This window comes from Butyrivibrio sp. X503, assembly GCF_003625475.1.
Lineage (GTDB): Bacteria > Bacillota > Clostridia > Lachnospirales > Lachnospiraceae > Butyrivibrio.
Map to the genome: position 1 here is coordinate 85,366 of NZ_RAIQ01000009.1, position 17,291 is coordinate 102,656.

At 43.5% G+C, this 17,291-nt stretch carries 16 protein-coding genes; 14 read left to right on the forward strand and 2 right to left on the reverse strand.

Annotation, left to right across the window (positions count from 1 at the left end; all coding sequences use genetic code 11):
* Positions 1-23: 23 nt before the first annotated feature.
* From D6853_RS13820 to D6853_RS13870, 11 genes are all read left to right on the forward strand, one after another.
* Entirely contained in the window at positions 24-785 is a 762-nt protein-coding gene (locus tag D6853_RS13820; RefSeq protein WP_120658594.1) for a DUF5672 family protein, read from the forward strand.
* A complete protein-coding gene (locus D6853_RS13825; protein WP_120658595.1) occupies positions 782-1,867 on the forward strand; it encodes a glycosyltransferase family 2 protein in 1,086 nt (361 codons plus the stop codon). Before D6853_RS13820 ends, D6853_RS13825 begins: the two co-directional genes overlap by 4 nt.
* Positions 1,868-1,877: 10 nt before the next feature.
* Positions 1,878-2,840 (forward strand): glycosyl transferase GT17 family protein, encoded by a 963-nt coding sequence (locus D6853_RS13830; RefSeq protein WP_120658596.1) that lies wholly within the window; start codon positions 1,878-1,880, stop codon positions 2,838-2,840.
* Complete coding sequence (locus D6853_RS13835) at positions 2,827-4,002, forward strand: hypothetical protein (protein WP_120658597.1); 1,176 nt, start codon at positions 2,827-2,829, stop codon at positions 4,000-4,002. The genes D6853_RS13830 and D6853_RS13835 overlap by 14 nt, the downstream gene beginning before the upstream one ends.
* 26 nt (positions 4,003-4,028) lie before the next feature.
* On the forward strand, positions 4,029-5,453 hold the full coding sequence (locus D6853_RS13840) for a DUF3329 domain-containing protein (protein ID WP_120658598.1): 1,425 nt from the start codon (positions 4,029-4,031) through the stop codon (positions 5,451-5,453).
* A complete protein-coding gene (locus D6853_RS13845) occupies positions 5,450-6,439 on the forward strand; it encodes a glycosyltransferase family 2 protein (RefSeq protein ID WP_158588763.1) in 990 nt (329 codons plus the stop codon). Before D6853_RS13840 ends, D6853_RS13845 begins: the two co-directional genes overlap by 4 nt.
* 55 nt (positions 6,440-6,494) lie before the next feature.
* Positions 6,495-7,679 (forward strand): polysaccharide pyruvyl transferase family protein, encoded by a 1,185-nt coding sequence (locus D6853_RS13850; RefSeq protein WP_120658600.1) that lies wholly within the window; start codon positions 6,495-6,497, stop codon positions 7,677-7,679.
* Positions 7,676-8,605, forward strand: a complete 930-nt coding sequence (locus D6853_RS13855) for an alpha-1,2-fucosyltransferase (protein WP_120658601.1) — start codon at positions 7,676-7,678, stop codon at positions 8,603-8,605. The genes D6853_RS13850 and D6853_RS13855 overlap by 4 nt, the downstream gene beginning before the upstream one ends.
* Positions 8,605-10,170, forward strand: a complete 1,566-nt coding sequence (locus D6853_RS13860) for a lipopolysaccharide biosynthesis protein (protein WP_120658602.1) — start codon at positions 8,605-8,607, stop codon at positions 10,168-10,170. The genes D6853_RS13855 and D6853_RS13860 overlap by 1 nt, the downstream gene beginning before the upstream one ends.
* 53 nt (positions 10,171-10,223) lie before the next feature.
* Positions 10,224-11,534 carry a glycoside hydrolase family 88 protein gene (locus D6853_RS13865; protein ID WP_120658603.1) on the forward strand — a complete coding sequence of 437 codons (1,311 nt, stop codon included), beginning with the start codon at positions 10,224-10,226 and terminating at the stop codon, positions 11,532-11,534.
* Positions 11,535-11,979: 445 nt separating this feature from the next.
* Positions 11,980-13,077 carry a hypothetical protein gene (locus D6853_RS13870; RefSeq protein ID WP_120658604.1) on the forward strand — a complete coding sequence of 366 codons (1,098 nt, stop codon included), beginning with the start codon at positions 11,980-11,982 and terminating at the stop codon, positions 13,075-13,077.
* Between the two features lie 71 nt (positions 13,078-13,148).
* Here the strand turns inward: D6853_RS13870 and D6853_RS13875 are convergent, their stop codons facing one another.
* Both D6853_RS13875 and D6853_RS13880 read right to left on the reverse strand, forming a co-directional pair.
* Positions 13,149-13,406 carry a hypothetical protein gene (locus D6853_RS13875; RefSeq protein ID WP_092245455.1) on the reverse strand — a complete coding sequence of 86 codons (258 nt, stop codon included), beginning with the start codon at positions 13,404-13,406 and terminating at the stop codon, positions 13,149-13,151.
* A gap of 89 nt (positions 13,407-13,495) precedes the next feature.
* A complete protein-coding gene (locus D6853_RS13880) occupies positions 13,496-15,391 on the reverse strand; it encodes a carbohydrate-binding domain-containing protein (RefSeq protein WP_120658605.1) in 1,896 nt (631 codons plus the stop codon).
* A 243-nt stretch (positions 15,392-15,634) separates the two neighbouring features.
* On the opposite strand from D6853_RS13880, the gene D6853_RS13885 reads away from it, so the two are divergent.
* The 3 genes from D6853_RS13885 (at position 15,635) to D6853_RS13895 (ending at position 17,244) form a co-directional block, all read left to right on the forward strand.
* Complete coding sequence (locus D6853_RS13885) at positions 15,635-16,093, forward strand: Hsp20/alpha crystallin family protein (protein ID WP_243108365.1); 459 nt, start codon at positions 15,635-15,637, stop codon at positions 16,091-16,093.
* A 181-nt stretch (positions 16,094-16,274) separates the two neighbouring features.
* Complete coding sequence (locus D6853_RS13890; protein WP_092245446.1) at positions 16,275-16,475, forward strand: hypothetical protein; 201 nt, start codon at positions 16,275-16,277, stop codon at positions 16,473-16,475.
* Positions 16,462-17,244: a mechanosensitive ion channel family protein gene (locus tag D6853_RS13895; RefSeq protein ID WP_120658607.1), complete on the forward strand. Its 783-nt coding sequence runs from the start codon at positions 16,462-16,464 to the stop codon at positions 17,242-17,244. Before D6853_RS13890 ends, D6853_RS13895 begins: the two co-directional genes overlap by 14 nt.
* The last annotated feature ends 47 nt before the right edge of the window (positions 17,245-17,291 follow it).

Consider the following 17,291-nt stretch of genomic DNA (forward strand, 5'->3'; position numbering starts at 1 on the left):
TTGCAACCTTTTAGGTGAACAAAATGGAGAAAAAGATAAAGCTCCCGCAGGTTACTTTATGTGCCCTTACGAGTGTCAACGTCTATGAGACGGTGCAGGCGCTTAAGTACAGCATGAGGGAGATCGAGTTCGGAGATGTCGTTCTGGTGTCGGATAAAAAGCCTTTTTATCTTCCGAAGGAAATCAGATTTAGTCATACATCCAAGCTCGACAGCATCGATAAATTCAATTACAAAATGGTCTATGAGCTTAAAGACCACATAAATACAGATTTCGTGCTGCTCGTTCACGCGGATGGATTTGTAATTCATCCCGAGAACTGGAACGATGAATTCCTTAATTACGATTACATCGGTTCGCCGTGGCCGCTTCCCAAGAACGACTACGCGTACAGAGACAGCAAGGGCAATATCTGCAGAGTCGGAAACAGCGTTTCGATAAGATCCAAGAGACTTCTCGAGTTCCCGGCTAAGCACAATCTTCCGTGGGTACGTGTTGACGACGGATTTTACAACGAAGACATTTTTATCTGCTGCCATTCCAAGAATGCAATGGAAGAAGAGGGCATAAAGTGGGCGCCGTTTGAGCTGGCGCTTACGTTTGGAAGGGAGCATCCGCTTCCCGAAAATAAAGGCGTTGAGCCTTTTATCTTCCACAAGTGGTGGGGTGAGAACGCAGATTATCCAAGGTTCTACAGCCCCAAGAAGAGATTTAAGATGGCGGTCAGACCTTTTCTTTTTTGGAGAAAGACCAAGAAGTGGAAAGAGGAGCATAACATCACATGATTTTTTCGATCATTGTTCCGGTGTGCAACGGGCAGGATTTTTTGAAAGAAGCCGTTGACTCCGCGCTTTCTCAAAAAGTTCATACAGGTGACTCGTTTGAGATTATCCTTGTCGAGAACGGCTCAACGGACGACACACCGAGAATCTGTGATGAGTACGCGGCTTCTCATGACAATGTAAGTGTTATTCATGAGGGCAGGATCGGTCTTTATCAGGCAAGGCAGGAAGGCATCAAGATCGCAAAAGGCGACTATATTCTCGCGCTCGATGCCGATGACAAGTTAAAAGAGAATCTGCTGGAAACGCTCGGTGAAGTTATAAGAAGCTTCGCAAAAACCGCAGGCTCGGAAGAACATTCCGAGGCTGATGAGCCGGATTTACCGGAGCATGGCTCTGTTCCGGATCTCATCTTCTACAACGCCGCTGATATGGACAAGCCCGGCGATAAGCTTCGCGACTTCCCTTTCAAAGAGGGAAAACTCTATTCGGGTGAAGATAAGAAAGCATTCAAAGAGCTGGTTGTAAAAGGCGATAAGCTAAACGCTATGTGGATCAAATGCATCCGCAGCGATATCGCTTTTATAGATACAAGGATTGAAGGACTTAACTACGGCGAAGACCTCTATCAGACCTCTGAATATGTCGATAGAGCTTCGGGAATAGCTTTTATAGACAAGGTTTTGTACCTTTACAGAAAGAGCGGCGTAAGCCTCACGGCAAGCTATAACAAGGCTTTTCTTGATAATCAGAAGATTGTCTGGAACAAGGTCGATGAGCTTACCGGTAAATGGGGAATCGATGCTTCTCCTCTTAACGAGAGAAAGGCTCTTACCTGTGCGATCGCGGCAGTTAGGATAGTTTATTCCGCGCTGTCTTTATCTGATAAGAAAACTAAGCTAAAAGAGCTTTTTGAGGATGATTTTTACAAGAAATATGCGCGCTTCGATCTTCCGGAATGGGCGCCTATCGAGGATGTGATCATACACGAAAAGGCATACGATGGCGGTATGGGAGCGACATTTAAGCTCCTTGCGGAAGCAGCTAAGCACGATTTGAAAAACGCGATCAAAAGGCGAATTTGAAGAGGTTATCATGGTATACGATCTCATACCTTTTTTTAACGAACTGGATATTTTAAAGCTTAGGCTCGGAGTGCTCGAACCATATGTGGACCGCTTTATCATTGAGGAATCCACGATGACTTTTTCGGGTGAAAAAAAAGAGCTTTGCTTTGAGAAAAACAAAGAACTTTTCAAGGACTATCTTGATAAGATCACATACATTGTTGTCGACGATACGCCTGTGGAGGCCAAGTCTCACGAGAGAGATTATTTCCAAAAGAACCGTCTTATAGAGGGACTTAAAGAAGTCGGCGCAACAGAGGATGACGTGATAATCTTCGGAGATGTTGATGAGATCCCCAATCCCGAGGTTCTTACTCAGATAATAGATAACTTTGATAAAAACAAGGTCTATCACCTTGCACAGAGAAACTTCTACGTGTACATGAACAACGAGGAGAAGTCAGGAACTCTTAAGTCCATCACGGGTGAGTTTCCGGATATCCCTCAAGCTGACAGAAAGTGGCTCGGAACCAAGATCACTTCGATGAAGAATATTCCTGAGGAGGGAATCGTAAGACTCCGCGATCTCATTTCCGTTACCGATGAGCGATCTGTCAGAGTGGCTGACGGCGGTTGGCATTTCGGATACATGGGAGGCTACAAGGAAAGCAATCCCGCCAAGAGGATCGGAGTTAAGGTAAAGGCTGCGGCGCATCAGGAGTACAACGACAGAGAAGTTCTTGCAGAGACAATGGACCATCTTGTTCTCGGACAGGACATCTTTGGAAGAAATGCTAGATTCGAGCGCGGAGAAGTGGATGTTACTTATCCAAAGTATCTCCTTGAACACCTTGATGAATACAGACACCTTGTGATGCCTAAGATTACGGCATTTTCCAAGGCTTATCATTATATTGATATCACGGCCGGAAGATTTATGAGAAAGGCCATACACAAAATAAAGAGGATGATCGGACTTGAGCGAAGATAAGCGAACCAGGCTGAGTAATTTAATATTTTATATCGCACTTACGATTGAGCTTGTCCTTATGATCGCGGAAAAGAGCGAGATAAGCTTACATGACTGTGAGAGCATGGTCTTCAAATGTACCTTTGCGCTGACGGTCCTGGCTGTCATCATAATGAAGCATGGAAAGCGCGAATGGATAGCGATCGGCGTCATTGCGGCGTTTACATTTATCTGCTGGAGGTTTTTCTCCGGTAAGAATGAGCTTCTTAGATTTTCAATGTTTATGATAGCTGCAAGAGATATAGATCTTAAGAAAGTGATGAAATATATCTTTTACGTGTCACTTGCGGGCTTTGCGCTGATAGCTCTTTTGTCTGTTGTCGGTGTACTCGGCAACATCTATATGATAACTGACTACGGAAGAGATAATGCGCAGGAGCTTAGATACGTATTTGGATTCGGACATCCCAACACGCTCTACGGCTGTGTTTTTGCACTAAGTGCAATGTGGATGTGGATCTACGGTCAGAAATCGAGAATCATAAGCTGGCTGCTTGCTTTAGCTTTTAATGTAGCAATATGTCTTTTGTCCAAGTCCAAGACCGCACTTGCGATATGTATCATCATGTTCGCGACGGGACTTTTGGTTCGATATTGGAATAAGATCGCAGAATGTAGGATAATATATATATTAACAGCACTTGTGACACCGGTATTCTGCGTGGCGTTCTCTGTTTGGTCTGCGTGCGTAAGCTACATACCAAGATATCATCAGGAGATGAAGTGCCACAATTTCATTTCGGCGATCGATGAACTTCTGACAAACAGGATCCATGATCTCTACAGAGGAAATGAGAGGCACGCCGGTGCGATCGAAACCTGGAAGCTTTTCTCTGACAGAATGAGCGAAGAGACTTTCGACATGGGCTGGGTAAGGCTTTTTTACTGGTATGGAATAATACCGGCCGTTATCATAAGCCTTTTGGTGATCCTGCTTATTTATATCTGCTATAAGAAAAAAGATGCAATGACATTGGTGATCATCTTATCACTTTCGATCTACACTGTCGTTGAAGCAACATTTGTATCCAGATTTATCGGACGTTTATTTATATTCCCGATAGCAGCGATCTATCTTTGGGAGTTCTTTTCCCGGGATAAGATAAAAGAAGAACGATCATAAGATCGTAGACAGAAAAGGAGCACAAGATGCCTGATAAAAACACAAAGAAAATTTTTTACGGACTGGTATTTTTGGCTTTTCTTTCCGTTACCGTTTTTTGCTTTTTAACACCGGCCATGTCCGATGATCTTTTTTACGGACATACCGTCATGGGAGCCAATAACTTTTTTGATTTATTCGTACAAGAATATGAGCATTACATGACACACACAGGTAGGAGTGTGGCTCATATCATACTTAGGATCTTTTTGTATATCGGATCAAAGGGGCTCTTTAACGTCGTTGCCGGAGTCGTGTTTACGATCCAGACACTCCTTATATATGCCAATATCGACAACAGGAAAAAGTACGACATCAGAATGTACTCTCTTGTGATCCTGTTTTTGTGGTTTTTTGACGCCACGATGTGTGATTCGGTATTTTGGGAGACGGGCGCGTGCAATTATCTGTTTACCACAACGATAATGCTTGCGTTTATAACAATTTACAGGAAAAAGCTGTTGCTGGGACTTCAGGAAAAACCGATCACTGCTGTAGGCATGTTCTTTTTGGGACTTATCTCCGGATGGTGCAATGAAAATACATCGGGAGGTGTGATCCTCTTTCTTCTGATACTTCTCTATCTCAAATACAGAGAAAATAAGAACTTCAGCTTTGTAAAACCATGGATGATCACGGGACTTGTAGGATGTATCATAGGTCTGGGATTTCTTGTGCTTGCGCCCGGTAATTCAAGCAGGGCAGAGCAAACTGTCGAAAGCGATGCTCATACCGGAATTACTGCAATGGCGGCGAGATTCCTTAAGATCACGATCAATATCGAAGACCATTATCTTATTCTTACTTTGATGTTTGCTGTGCTTTTGGTGGTCATCGCTTATATGATGGCTTCTAAGAGTAAGTTTCTTGAGATGACAGGATACATGAGACTTATGGGATTTATCGCCCTTGTGACGGTATATGTGCTTGTTGTGGTTCCCAGAACTCCTGAGCTTAGAACGTTCTACGGTGCAAGTATCTTTTTGATGATAGCTGTACTAAATGGGATCGCAGTTGTAGCTAACACGGTCATGCTTGATGGCAGCGACACGATCCCGCAGGGATTAGTGCAGGCATTTGTTACATCATGTGCTGTTGTCATGGGTATATTACTTTTATTTACTTATATCAAGCAGGGCGCTAACCTTGCAAGGATCAAAAGAGAGTTTGATGAAAGAGATGCGTATTTCGCAGAGTGCGCAGAGAGAGGCGAAGAAGACATTACAGCGCCGCTACTTAGACCCGGTTGGGAAAACAGATTTAGTAAGGCTTATGAATCGGATATCTCGGATGTTCCTTTTGATCCCGAGAATCCTAATGATCCTGTGCGCTGGATCAATAAAGCCTATGAGGACTATTACGAGATCGATACAATAGACGGCGTATCAAGAGAAGGCTGGGATAAATATTGACAGATAACAACGAAAAGCTTGTAAGCATAATAATCCCTGTTTATCAGGCAAAAGACACACTGCGTGAGTGTGTCTTATCTTGTTTGAACCAAAAGGAAGTAAATGCGAGCGAGTTTGAAGTTATTCTTATAGATGACGGTTCTACAGACGGAAGCGATAAAATTTGCGATGAGCTTGCAAGCGAATACGAGGGCAAGGTTTTTGCTTATCATATAAAAAACGGCGGTGTCTCCAATGCAAGGAATCTTGGCATTGAGAAGGCAACGGGAAGATATATCGCATTTGTCGATGCCGATGACAAGGTTCTGGATGAATATCTCGAGAACATGCTGCGTGTCTTAGACGATTCCACTGTTTTGGTAGATGAGATCGGAAGCGACATAGGAACAGGCAAGATAAGCGGCTATCAGTACCTGGAGAACTATCTTATAACAGGTAACTCCCACGTCTGGGGTAAGCTCTTTTTACGAAAGGCAATCAGCGAAGAGAACATCAGATTTAAGGATGGTCTAACGATCGGAGAGGATCTTCTTTTCCTCATGGATATTGCTCTTTCTCAGGCAAAAGAGCATACGATAAAATGCATAGACAAAGCGGATTATATTTACACCGACAATGAAAACGGCGCGATGAAGACCGCGTTTAAAGAAAGTTTTTTGGATCAGCTCACCTGCTGGAAGCTTGCGGAAGAAAGGCTGATAAGCGCAGGTAAATATGTTTCTAGATATGCTCATGTAAGCCTAGGCGTATCGATGGTATTAACGGCGCTTCTCGTTGTCGGAAAGGTTGCGATGCTGGATGAAAAAGAGCGCGACAATGACCTATCAAGACTTGCGATAGATGAATCCAAGAAACAGATACTTCATGCACTTAAGACAAGAGGTGTGTTCGCGGGACTTCCGATGGGACATAAGCTCAAGGTGATGATCTTCAGGATCAGCCCGAACCTGTATCTTAAGATGTACGGCAATTTCAAGCGCAGTTAGAGCGTGTTTGATTTGGGGGACTGACTATATTTTAGATGAGGGGTATGGAAAACTTATGGATATAAACGTAAACAGACCGATAATTTTATACATGCACGCAGGAAGCGGAAACCATGGCTGCGAAGCTATTGCGAACACTACGGTTAAGATGATCGCAGAAAAGAGAAAGAAGGAAGGCGTTTCAACTAAGCTCCCTGTTTTTATCGTGACCAATTCCGCAGAGGAAGACAGAAAGTATTCTCTCGGAGAACTTGAAAAAGAGGGCCTTTGCACGATCGTGGAAGAAAACCACATCGACAGACATTTTTTTGACCATCTCTTTTACTATGTTTACAGAAAGCTTTCGGGAGATGCGGAGTCTTTTTTACGATACAGATTCAAAGATTTTTCGGTTGCATATAATGAGGCGATGGCAAAATGCCGCGGACAGTGGGATGAGACTCACAGACCGCTTGCGGTTTCGATCGGCGGCGATAACTATTGCTACCCTGAGATGATAAATGATCTCATCCTTGCTCACAATATCTTTATAGACAGGGGATTTACAACTATCCTATGGGGCTGCTCGATAGAGCCGGAGTCGCTTAATGAAGAGGAGTTTTTGGATGACATGAAGGCTTTCGATGCTATATTTGCAAGAGAGTCGATCACGTATAATGCGCTTAAGGATGCGGGAATTCCGGATGATGTACTTGTTCTTAAAGAAGATCCCGCGTTTAAGCTTGATACCAAAGAGCCCAAGGAAAAAGAGGGCTTCATTCCCGGTAAGACCATAGGCATCAATCTAAGTCCCATGGTTCAGGAGAGGGAGAGTACGCCCGGTATCACAATGAAGAATTACACGAATTTCATTGATCATGTGCTTAAAGAGACTGACCTTAACATCGCGCTTATTCCTCATGTTGTCTGGCCTTCAAACGACGACAGGAAGCCGCTTTCGGAGCTCTTTTCCCTGTACAAGGATACGGGCAGAGTTGTGATGATCGACGATTGTTCCGCAGAGGAACTTAAGGGCTACATTTCCAAGTGCTGCTTCTTTATAGGAGCGAGAACGCACAGCACGATCGCGGCGTACAGCAGCAAGGTTCCTACGCTTGTCATCGGATATTCCGTTAAGAGCAGGGGCATTGCGACAGATCTTTTCGGCACGTACGAAAACTACGTTCTTCCTGTGCAGGAGCTGAAAGAGGAAGATTCGCTTATAAAGGCTTATGAATTTTTGAAAGAGAGATTGTCATGATAATCATTCAGATCGCGGGCGGTCTGGGCAACCAGATGCAGCAATATTCTTTATACAGAAAGCTTGTTGAGATGGGCAAGGAGGTTAAGCTTGACCTGTCTTGGTTTGCCGAGGACATTCAGAAGAACATGCTTGCAAAAAGAGAATTCGAGCTCTCTTTATTTGAAGGCCTCCCGTATGAGATCTGCACGGATGAAGAGAGGGAGCGCTTTTTAAAGCAAGGTCTTTTGTCCAAGGTTATAGGAAAGATATTTAAGAAGCTTGGGATTTGGGAATCAAGTAATCCCAAGGTTTTCGAAGAGAGCAAGATGTATCACGAAGAGATCTTTGATTTCGACGATAAGTACATCACCGGATACTTCGCCTGCCAGAAGTACTACGGCGATATTATGCCGGAGCTTAGGAAATTATTTGTTTTTCCAAAGAGTGAGAATGCGGAGCTTGAGAAGAAAAACAGAGAGCTTGCAGCCAAAATGGATAACGAAAACAGCGTGAGCGTTCATATAAGGCGCGGCGATTATCTCGATCCGTCCAACTTTGCGATACTTGGAAACATCGCTACGGACGACTATTATAAAGGCGCGATGGAATATTTTGAAAAGAAATATCCGGACGTTCATTTCTATATTTTTACCAGCGATCATGAGTATGCGCGAGAGAATTACAGTGACGAGAGTAGGTACACGATCGTTGATTGGAACACAGGAAAAGACAGTATGTATGACCTCATGCTGATGAGTCACTGCAAGGGTAATATCTGCGCCAATTCAACCTTCAGCTTCTGGGGTGCAAGGCTAAGCGACAGGCCGGATCATGAAGTGATCCGCACTTTTAAGATGAGAAACAATCAGCCGGTAACGCCGGAGATTATGCATGATTACTGGAAAGACTGGATATTGATGGACAACAAAGGAAACATAGTTTAATGGGAAGAGTTCAGGCAGCTAAAAAGAATATAATGTTCGGTACGGCGGGAAAGATCGCGACTTTGATCTTGCCCTTTATTCTGCGAACTCTTTTTATAGTTGATATGGACAAATATCTCGGTATCAACAACTTATATACCGAGATTCTCTCGTTCCTTAATATGGCGGAATTAGGAATCGGAACGGCAATTAATTTCAGCCTCTACGGGCCCGTTGCCAGGGGCGAAAAAGAAAAGGTGAAGTCCTACATGCAGCTCTATAAGAAGGCGTATTATTACATAGCGCTTGTAGTGACTGTAATCGGACTTGCACTTGTGCCTTTTCTTGATAAGATCGTTAATCTGCCTGAAGATATGATAATCCCTCATAGGGACATCATTCTCTTTTATCTGATATTTCTTTTTAATACGGTGAGTTCGTATTTTGTAGCTTATAAATACAGCCTTGCCAATGCAGAGCAAAAGAGCTACATTCAGGAGAATGCATACAACGGAACAAAGATAATCTCTGTAATATTCCAGATCATCGTAGTGGTTCTCACAAAGAGCTTTTACATGTTCCTTATTACGGATGCGGTAATTCAGCTTATTCAGAAGGTTATTATCTCAAGATATCTGGATAACAAGTATCCTCTTTTAAAAGAAAAAAATGTAGAGCGGCTCAGCAAGGAAGAGGAAGGCACCATATGGACCAAGACCAAAGCGCTTGTCCTGCATAGGGTCGGGGATGTCTTCAGACTTCAGACGGATGCCCTTATCATTTCCAAGATAATCGGAACGGACAAGGTCGGATATGTAGGTCAGTACACTATGGTCGTAGGGTCTGTGTCGGGTGTTGTGGATACGCTGTTTAATTCGATCACTACAAGCTTTGGAAACCTCATCGCAACAGAAAGCAAGGAAAAGCAGTACAGCATGTTCAAGATATACAGGTTTGTTGCTTCCTGGATTTATGGTTTTGCCGGTGTCGGCTTCATGCTGCTGCTTTCGCCGCTTATTGAGATATGGACCAAGGGCGCCAAAGGCACTAAATGGGATCCTGCGTGGGTTCTTACACCGATCGCAGTTTTTCTTTATATAACTGATTTTTATTTTAAGGGCGAGAGAAAGGTTCTCGTTAATTTTAAGACGGCTGCGGGCGTGTTTGAGCAGGATAAGTACCTTGCGATTATCCAGGGCGTTGTTAATCTTATCCTGTCGATCGGGCTAGCGTATGCATGGCGCGATATCTCGAGTATCTCAGGTATAGCCGGTGTCTATGTCGGAACGGTTGTGTCGGGACTTATCGCCAATATCACGAAGCCCATAATTATTTACAAGGCATGCTTTGACAAAAGCGCTTGGAGCTATTTCTTAGATTCATTCAAATACCTGGCATCTCTGATCGCTGTTATGGCGGCATGTTATGCTATTCAGAGACGCGTTATGCCGACTACCAACATTGTAGGATTTGTCGTGATGGTTGTGATCATCACGGTTATATTTAACGGAGTATACCTGCTTCTGTACGGAAGGACAGAGGAGTTTAAGTATCTCGTTGGTAAGATCAAGAACAGAAAGGCGTGAGTTTGGCGCCGGTCTGATCAGAAAAATGTGGCGGAAGCCGGAAAGGCGGAGCAGTGGAGAATTCAGCATATTTCGAACTTGTAAAAGTGACTGTGAATCAGCTTGAAAATATCATGAACGTGAGCCTTTCAGACAGGGCAAAAGATACGGTGAAAAAGGCGCTCGGAAGAAGCGTGCGAACAAAAGATCCGCTGTTTTGGCCCGCTGGAATGCTGATGCTGGGGCTCGTGAGCGCGCTTGAGTATCTTGATGCTGAAAGCGTGGGTGAGGGCAATGTGGCCGGTGCATCCGACGCAGGGGACCTCGGCGCGGATTCGCCCAAGGCGTATGCCGATTCGGCACGCGGATTGCGTAAGCGGATCGAATCCGTAATCGGTAAGCACCTTGATATGTGGCTTTCAAAGTATGGCGCGAAGATTGATTATATCGACGATGCGCTTTCGGGATTTTGCTTTATCAAGATGTATGAGAGGACGCGCAACGCCAAGTACAAAGACGCCGCTGACAGACTTGCGGAGTTTATAATTGGCTATCCTAAGGATGCTGCGGGTTCTGTTATCTATAATGCTTCAAGAGGTAATAAAAATATATTTGCCGACGGAGTCGGACAAGTAGCGATGTTTGCGGCAGAATACGAGAAAGTGTTCGGAGCAGCTTCAAGCGAAGGTGTAGAGAGCAGGCACAAGGCCGGACAGAAAAAGCTTGCCGAAGGCATGCGATCCGTCAAGGATAGTCTTTTACAGAATTATTATGATTTCGGAAGAGATTCAAAGAGCGGACTTATCTATCACGCATATGAGTTACAGGAAAATGTAAAATACGTGATCGATGGTGTAAATAATGAAGAGCAGCGTAGACATACCGAACTCGTCGCGCAGAAGAAGGGCCTTATGTGCTGGGGCAGAGCCTTCGGCTGGCTCATCATGGGAGCCGCAGGCGCTGCAGCGGGGGTAAGCGGTGCAACCGGACTTGGCTCAGATGACGGCAGAGGAGCAATCGGCGCGGGCGTGTGGTTCAAGGAGCTTGCCTTGAAGGCCGTTGATTATCAGCGTGAAGACGGCGGATGGAGCTGGCAGCTTCAGGCAGTTGACGGACACATCGATATGTCCGCTACCGGAATGATCGCATATGCGCTTTCTGTGGGATTAAAGAGTGATATCTTTTCCGCAGAAGAGCAGACAAAGATAAAGGAAGCAGTACAGAAGGCTTCTGAGTGCATGACCCATCACATCGATGGAGGCGCTGTTCTCGATGCGCTCAGCTCATGCGATGACTTTGGCGTTCACTACCAGACCTATGGCAATTACCCTTGGGGACAGGGCGCGGTTCTCGCCGCGATGTCGTTGGCCCCAAAAGATCTGTGATAACGGATTTGAATAGCATTTATTGTACGTAATATCGTAAATCGGCATGACAAACAAGTTTTTTTGCTTGTAGACATGCCGATTTTTCTCTTTAAAAAAAGAATTGAATAGAAAAAAGCATGCATATTTACATCTTTGGTTTTGATACATGCTTTTATTCTTCTATACGTGATTGAAAAATCGGAAATTCCTCTGAAATCAACGTGTCAAAGAAAAGGTTTTCACAAAATACATGCTTGGCTAGCTAATGTAGAGCATGTCAAGTGGCGGATTCTGTTTATATGCATGCCGAAACAAGAATAATGTTTTACACAGATAAAGGTTCCTCTTAAATTACATAAGAGAACCATATTGTGATTTGCAATTAGTTAATTTATGTGTTACAATTTCGAAATATAAATAATAGAATTTAAGAAACAAAAGGGAATAGGAAGGAGACTTATCCATGAAAATAAAGGCAATAGCTGCTTTTGTAATGTGTAGCATATTGATGACTGCATGCGGTAAAGATATTACAATACAGCAGAATGAAGAAATGGAAGCAGTTGGGGAAGCCTCGGTATCAGAGCCCGGTACTTCAGAGAAAGCAACTTCTATAGCAAAGACAGATTCCTTGGAAACTGAAACATCTGCAACTACCGAGATATCTGCCGAGGATATATATTATTCTTTCAATCCTCACGTTTGCCCGCCTATGATTCGCGATTCATACGGAGATGCATGGGACGCATTTTTTAACCTTTGTGATGCGGCAAGAGAGGGAAAGGATACATTTGAGTGCCCTGACGAAGCGACCTTTGAATTTTGTATAGGTTGCCCGGTGGGAGACTTTTTTCCCGGTGTAGCACCTTTTATTGATAGTGACAAATGTAGTTTTTCGGATGGAGTGGGACATATCGTGTATACCGTTTCTCCGGAAGAAGTAGTAAAAAATGAACAGGCATTTGAGCAGGAAGTGGAAAGAATACTAAAAGAATGCGTAAGCAAAGATTATACTGATTTTGAGAAATGTCTTGCCCTTTATGAATACTTTGGAAGGGAATGTGAATATGATTATGAAGAAGCGGATTCTTTAGACACCGATATAGAAAATCTTGAACAAAGTGGATATTATTCCGGAATATACGGAGTGATCTTGAATAAAAAAGGTATCTGCGGTCAGATTGGTAGTGCATACAGCTATCTGTTGCTTCAGTGTGGAGTTGATGCCATTACATACAGTGGTTTGGACCATGGATGGTCATACGTCAAAATAAACGGTAAAGAATATCATATTGATCCCACATGGGTATTGGTTGATCATGAAAACATTGACCTTACTTATTTTATGATGACAACACAGGAGCGAATAGAAGGCGTCGGCGATACGCTTTTCCCAGCCATGTATAGTTATGATTATTTTGTAGATAATGTTCAATTCAATGCAGATGATGAGACTTACAAACCTCTTCACGGTGGTATTTTTAAGTCAATGGACCGAGAAAAAAAGATTGTATACTATGATGTGGAAGGTGAAACAAAAGAGTTTCATTACGATGCATAAGTTATAATGATAAAGGCTTTGAGAGTTACGTCTCAAAGCCTTTTTAGTGTTATTGGAATAATCTGAATATATTATTTCGCTACAGCCCATGTAATGCCGTACATCTGCTCCATGAGCTTTCTGAGCTCGTCCTTCATCTTGTCACAGGCACTTGCTTCGTCAACAAAGTCAATCTCGCCGATGCGATCTTTTTTATCCTGGAAGAATACAGCCCAGCCGTTCTTGGTCTTATCAAGACAGATTCTGTTCTTGTGATGACCGCCTACCTTGTATAATTTCGAAGGAACCAAATGCTCCTTTAAAAATCTTTTAAGCTCTTTTGTATTCATAATTTGCCTCCCCACATATAAAAGAAATTCTATGTAGTTTTTAATACTACATGTAATATATCACATAACTATGTGAGGCGCAACACCTTTTAGTTAGCTTTGCCGGTATCGGAATTTGAGGCACTATCTGCACCGAAATCCGGAGCTTCGCCGGGAGCAGGACCGGGACCGGGGCCGAAACCAAAGCCAAATCCACCCTCATGATTTGTCGCGTTTATCTCGGAAGCCTCAAGAGTTCCTTCTGCTTCTTCGCATGTGAAAGTATATGTCTCACCGGAAACAAGATCGGGAGAAGAATAAATTATACTGTCGGCGTCTTTTATGAGAGCAAACTGCGATACAAGTTTTCCGCTGCCATCAAGCAGGGTTACGATGCTTCCTTTGCTGACAGGCTCATCGAATACGTATGTAAGAGATTGCTGCGTTGAGGATTCATGCGGAACCTCAAGCATTCCCGACATGCCGATAGCGGTTATTGTTCCTTTGTTTATTACAAAGATACCGCCATCTTCGGTGCCTACGTCTATTGAGCCGTTGCCGGGATTAGAAGGACCGTCAACGTAGATTTCTCCGCCTGTTATAACTAGGTCTTTGTTGGAATCAATACCATCGCCCTCGGAATTAACGTAGGTCTTTCCGCCGCTGATAGTTATGCAGGGCTCGCCTCGTTTGTCCGATGCATTGATACCGTCATCTGTTGAGATGACGCTCACTTCGCCTCCGGAGATATTTATTATTGTGGACTCAATGCCTTCACAGCAGTCTGTAATGTTAAGCTTTCCGCCTTTTACGGAAAGCAGATCATCGGCATGTACCGCGTCGTCGCTGGATGCGATCTCAATTGTTCCGCCGTTTATTTCAACAGTTCCGTCTGAATGAATGCCGTCATCGGCGCTGTCTATAGTTAGGACGCCATCGTTCATGATAAGAGAATTCTCTGCCTTGATGGCCTTCCTACTGACTTTGTCAGTTTTCTTGCTTTTATCCTTGTTCTCGGTTTCAGTGGAATTCTCGGAGTTTGCATCTGCAGGCGGAGGGCCCGGTTGAAAGCCTGACATTTCAAATGCAGCATCTGAAGGTGGAGCGGGCATATCGCCCGTACCATCAAATGTGGGCATAGTTTCTGTCTTTTTTTCAATAGAGGCGGAGCCTTGTCCTGTGGTGATATTGAAGGTTCCACCATTTACTATGAGATTACCGTCGGCCTGAATACCATCTCCGACAGAGGCCAGATCAAAATGCCCCGATTCAACAATGATATCGCTTGATGCTTTGATACCGTTATTTGTGGTTGTAAGACTAAAAGTCGAATCTTCAAGGGTGATGGATCCTTTTGAGTGAATACCGTCTCTGAGATATCCGAATACATTAAGCGTTCCGCCGCCGCTGATGGCCAGATCGCATTCCGTTACAATAACACCCTTACCTGTCACAGGTACGTCTTCGGTTTCGGATGATCCGGTCGATGCGTCATCGGAAGTGCTTTCAGGAGAATGCGTGGCGGCCTCCAGTGCGCTTTCGTAGTACTGAATCTCCGCACAGGTAAGACTGTTTACGCTTGATTCCGGAACATATATCGTTACGTTGTCGGCAGCCTCTGCGTAAATAGGTGCCATGTTCAAACATCTTACATCCACGCCGTTTAGGATCAGCGTCACATCTTCGTTGTTGGTAAAAACTCGTATCTGGCCATCTTCGTAGAAGCCTTCGATGCAGTAATTACCGCCTTCTGTGATCATTACAACGTTACTTACCATAGAAACGTATTTCTTGTCGAATTTAACTTTTTTACCGTCAAGAGTGATCGTCGAAGTTATTTCTAAAGGGATTAGTGAGTGATCTACTGAAGTGATGTCTGAAGAGAGGGTCTTTTTGGATGAAGAAGTAAAGATATTTTTGCAGGAAAAAAAGCCCGCGACAAAAGCCGCTATTACGATAATAACAACAATTGTTCTTTTGATAATGAATTTGGTTTTGGGGGTCATTTGGTTCCGCCTTTATCATATGCGATTGTTTTAAAGTTCTTAATCAATATTATAACTCATATTGCGGAAATTAATAATTATTTTATAATTAAAGACTTGATTTCTTGTTCTATTTGTTCTATAACATACTTGAAAAGAAAATTAGCAGCCGAGAGGTGAGAGTGCTAACACAAAATCACCGATCGATTGCCACAAAACACTACAACAAAAAATTTATATAAAAAGGAGTGATGACTTATGTTGATGCCTATGTTATGGAGTAACAATAACTTATTTGATGAGATGGATGATTTCTTTAACAACAGATTCTTCGGTGACCTGTGCGATACAGGACTTATCGAGAGGAACTTCGAACCGGCATCGGGTCTTATGAAGACCGACGTCATCGAGAAAGAGAACGGCTATCAGCTTGAGGCTGAGTTGCCCGGATTCAACAAAGAAGATATCAACATCGATCTCAAGAATGAAGTCCTTACGATCAGCGCTTCTCACAACGAAAACAAGGACGAGAAGGATGAGAACGGTAAGTACATCCGCCGCGAGAGAAGAAGCTCATCTTACCAGAGATCCTTCCGCACACCAGGTCTTAAGCCTGAAGACATCATAGCTCAGTACAAGAACGGTGTCCTTACGGTAAGCATTCCCAAGAAGGAAGCAATCCCCGAGAAGGAAGAAGCTGTGAAGATCGAAGTTAAAGACTGACGTGACAGACCGGAAGTTAAGAATTGAATAGGAGAGTAAAGGGTCGGTAGCAACCGACCCTTTTTTTTAATGCCTCAATGATATAAAATGCTAATATGAATTAAAAATACATCTATATAAATATGCATATATAAAATACGAATATATTAAATACGCATATATCATGCGGAAACGGAGCACCATGGAAAAAGAATTCGAATACGAAGGCTACAAAGGAACCGTCAACTACGACAAAAACTGTGATTACTATACCGGTGAAGTCGTGATCGACGGGCGCATATACACCTACGAGGGGGATACTCTTGAGGAGCTGCGTGAAGATTTTGAGGACATAATTGATTCTATGATCGCATTTGAGGAAATGGACGATGGAGATACTTGAATACTTTCTTAAATATGCACTTCCGTTAATTCTGGCATATTTCGTAAATCTTTTGATCAACAAATATATCAGCAAGGAAAGACTTCGCGGCAAGATCCACCTTGTCTTTTTACGAGGCATATTGATCGCTGCGATCTGGGGATTGGCATTTTTTACGGTTGCAGGCTATATTCCCGTATTTAAAAATGCGTGGAAGACATTTGCGGGATCATCCGCACTTATTGCAGCTATCTTCGGTCTTGCTGCTCAGTCGACATTATCCAATGTGTTTGCGGGTATAGCGATCTCCGCGGCGAAATCAAGACCTTTTGATATCGGCGACAGAATAAAGATTGATAACATTGATCCTGGCTATGTCGAGAACATCACGCTTAGGCATACCGTTATCAAGACTTATCAGAATGAGATAATCTATGTGCCCAACTCAACAGTCGGTTCGGCGACTATTATCAACTACACTCAGGAACAGTCTTTTTCTTTTCCTATTGTGGTTTCGGTGGCTTACGGCACGGACATGCAAAAGGCGATGGACATAATAGCGGACGTTGTGGAGTCACATCCGACACATCACGGATTAAGACCTACGGTACTTTGCAAGAGCTGCGATGACAGCGGAGTAACGCTCCGTGTGCTTGTGGAGACAAGAGATTTCAAGGACAATCCGAAGGCTTGCTCGGACTGTCTTGTTGAGATAATGAAGCGATTTGCACAGGAAGGAATCGAGATTCCTTACAACAAGCTTGTTCTCATCAATTCGGAAGAAAAATAAGCGTGTGGCAAAGAGTCTTTTTCACAGGGAAAAGATATTGCGAATGC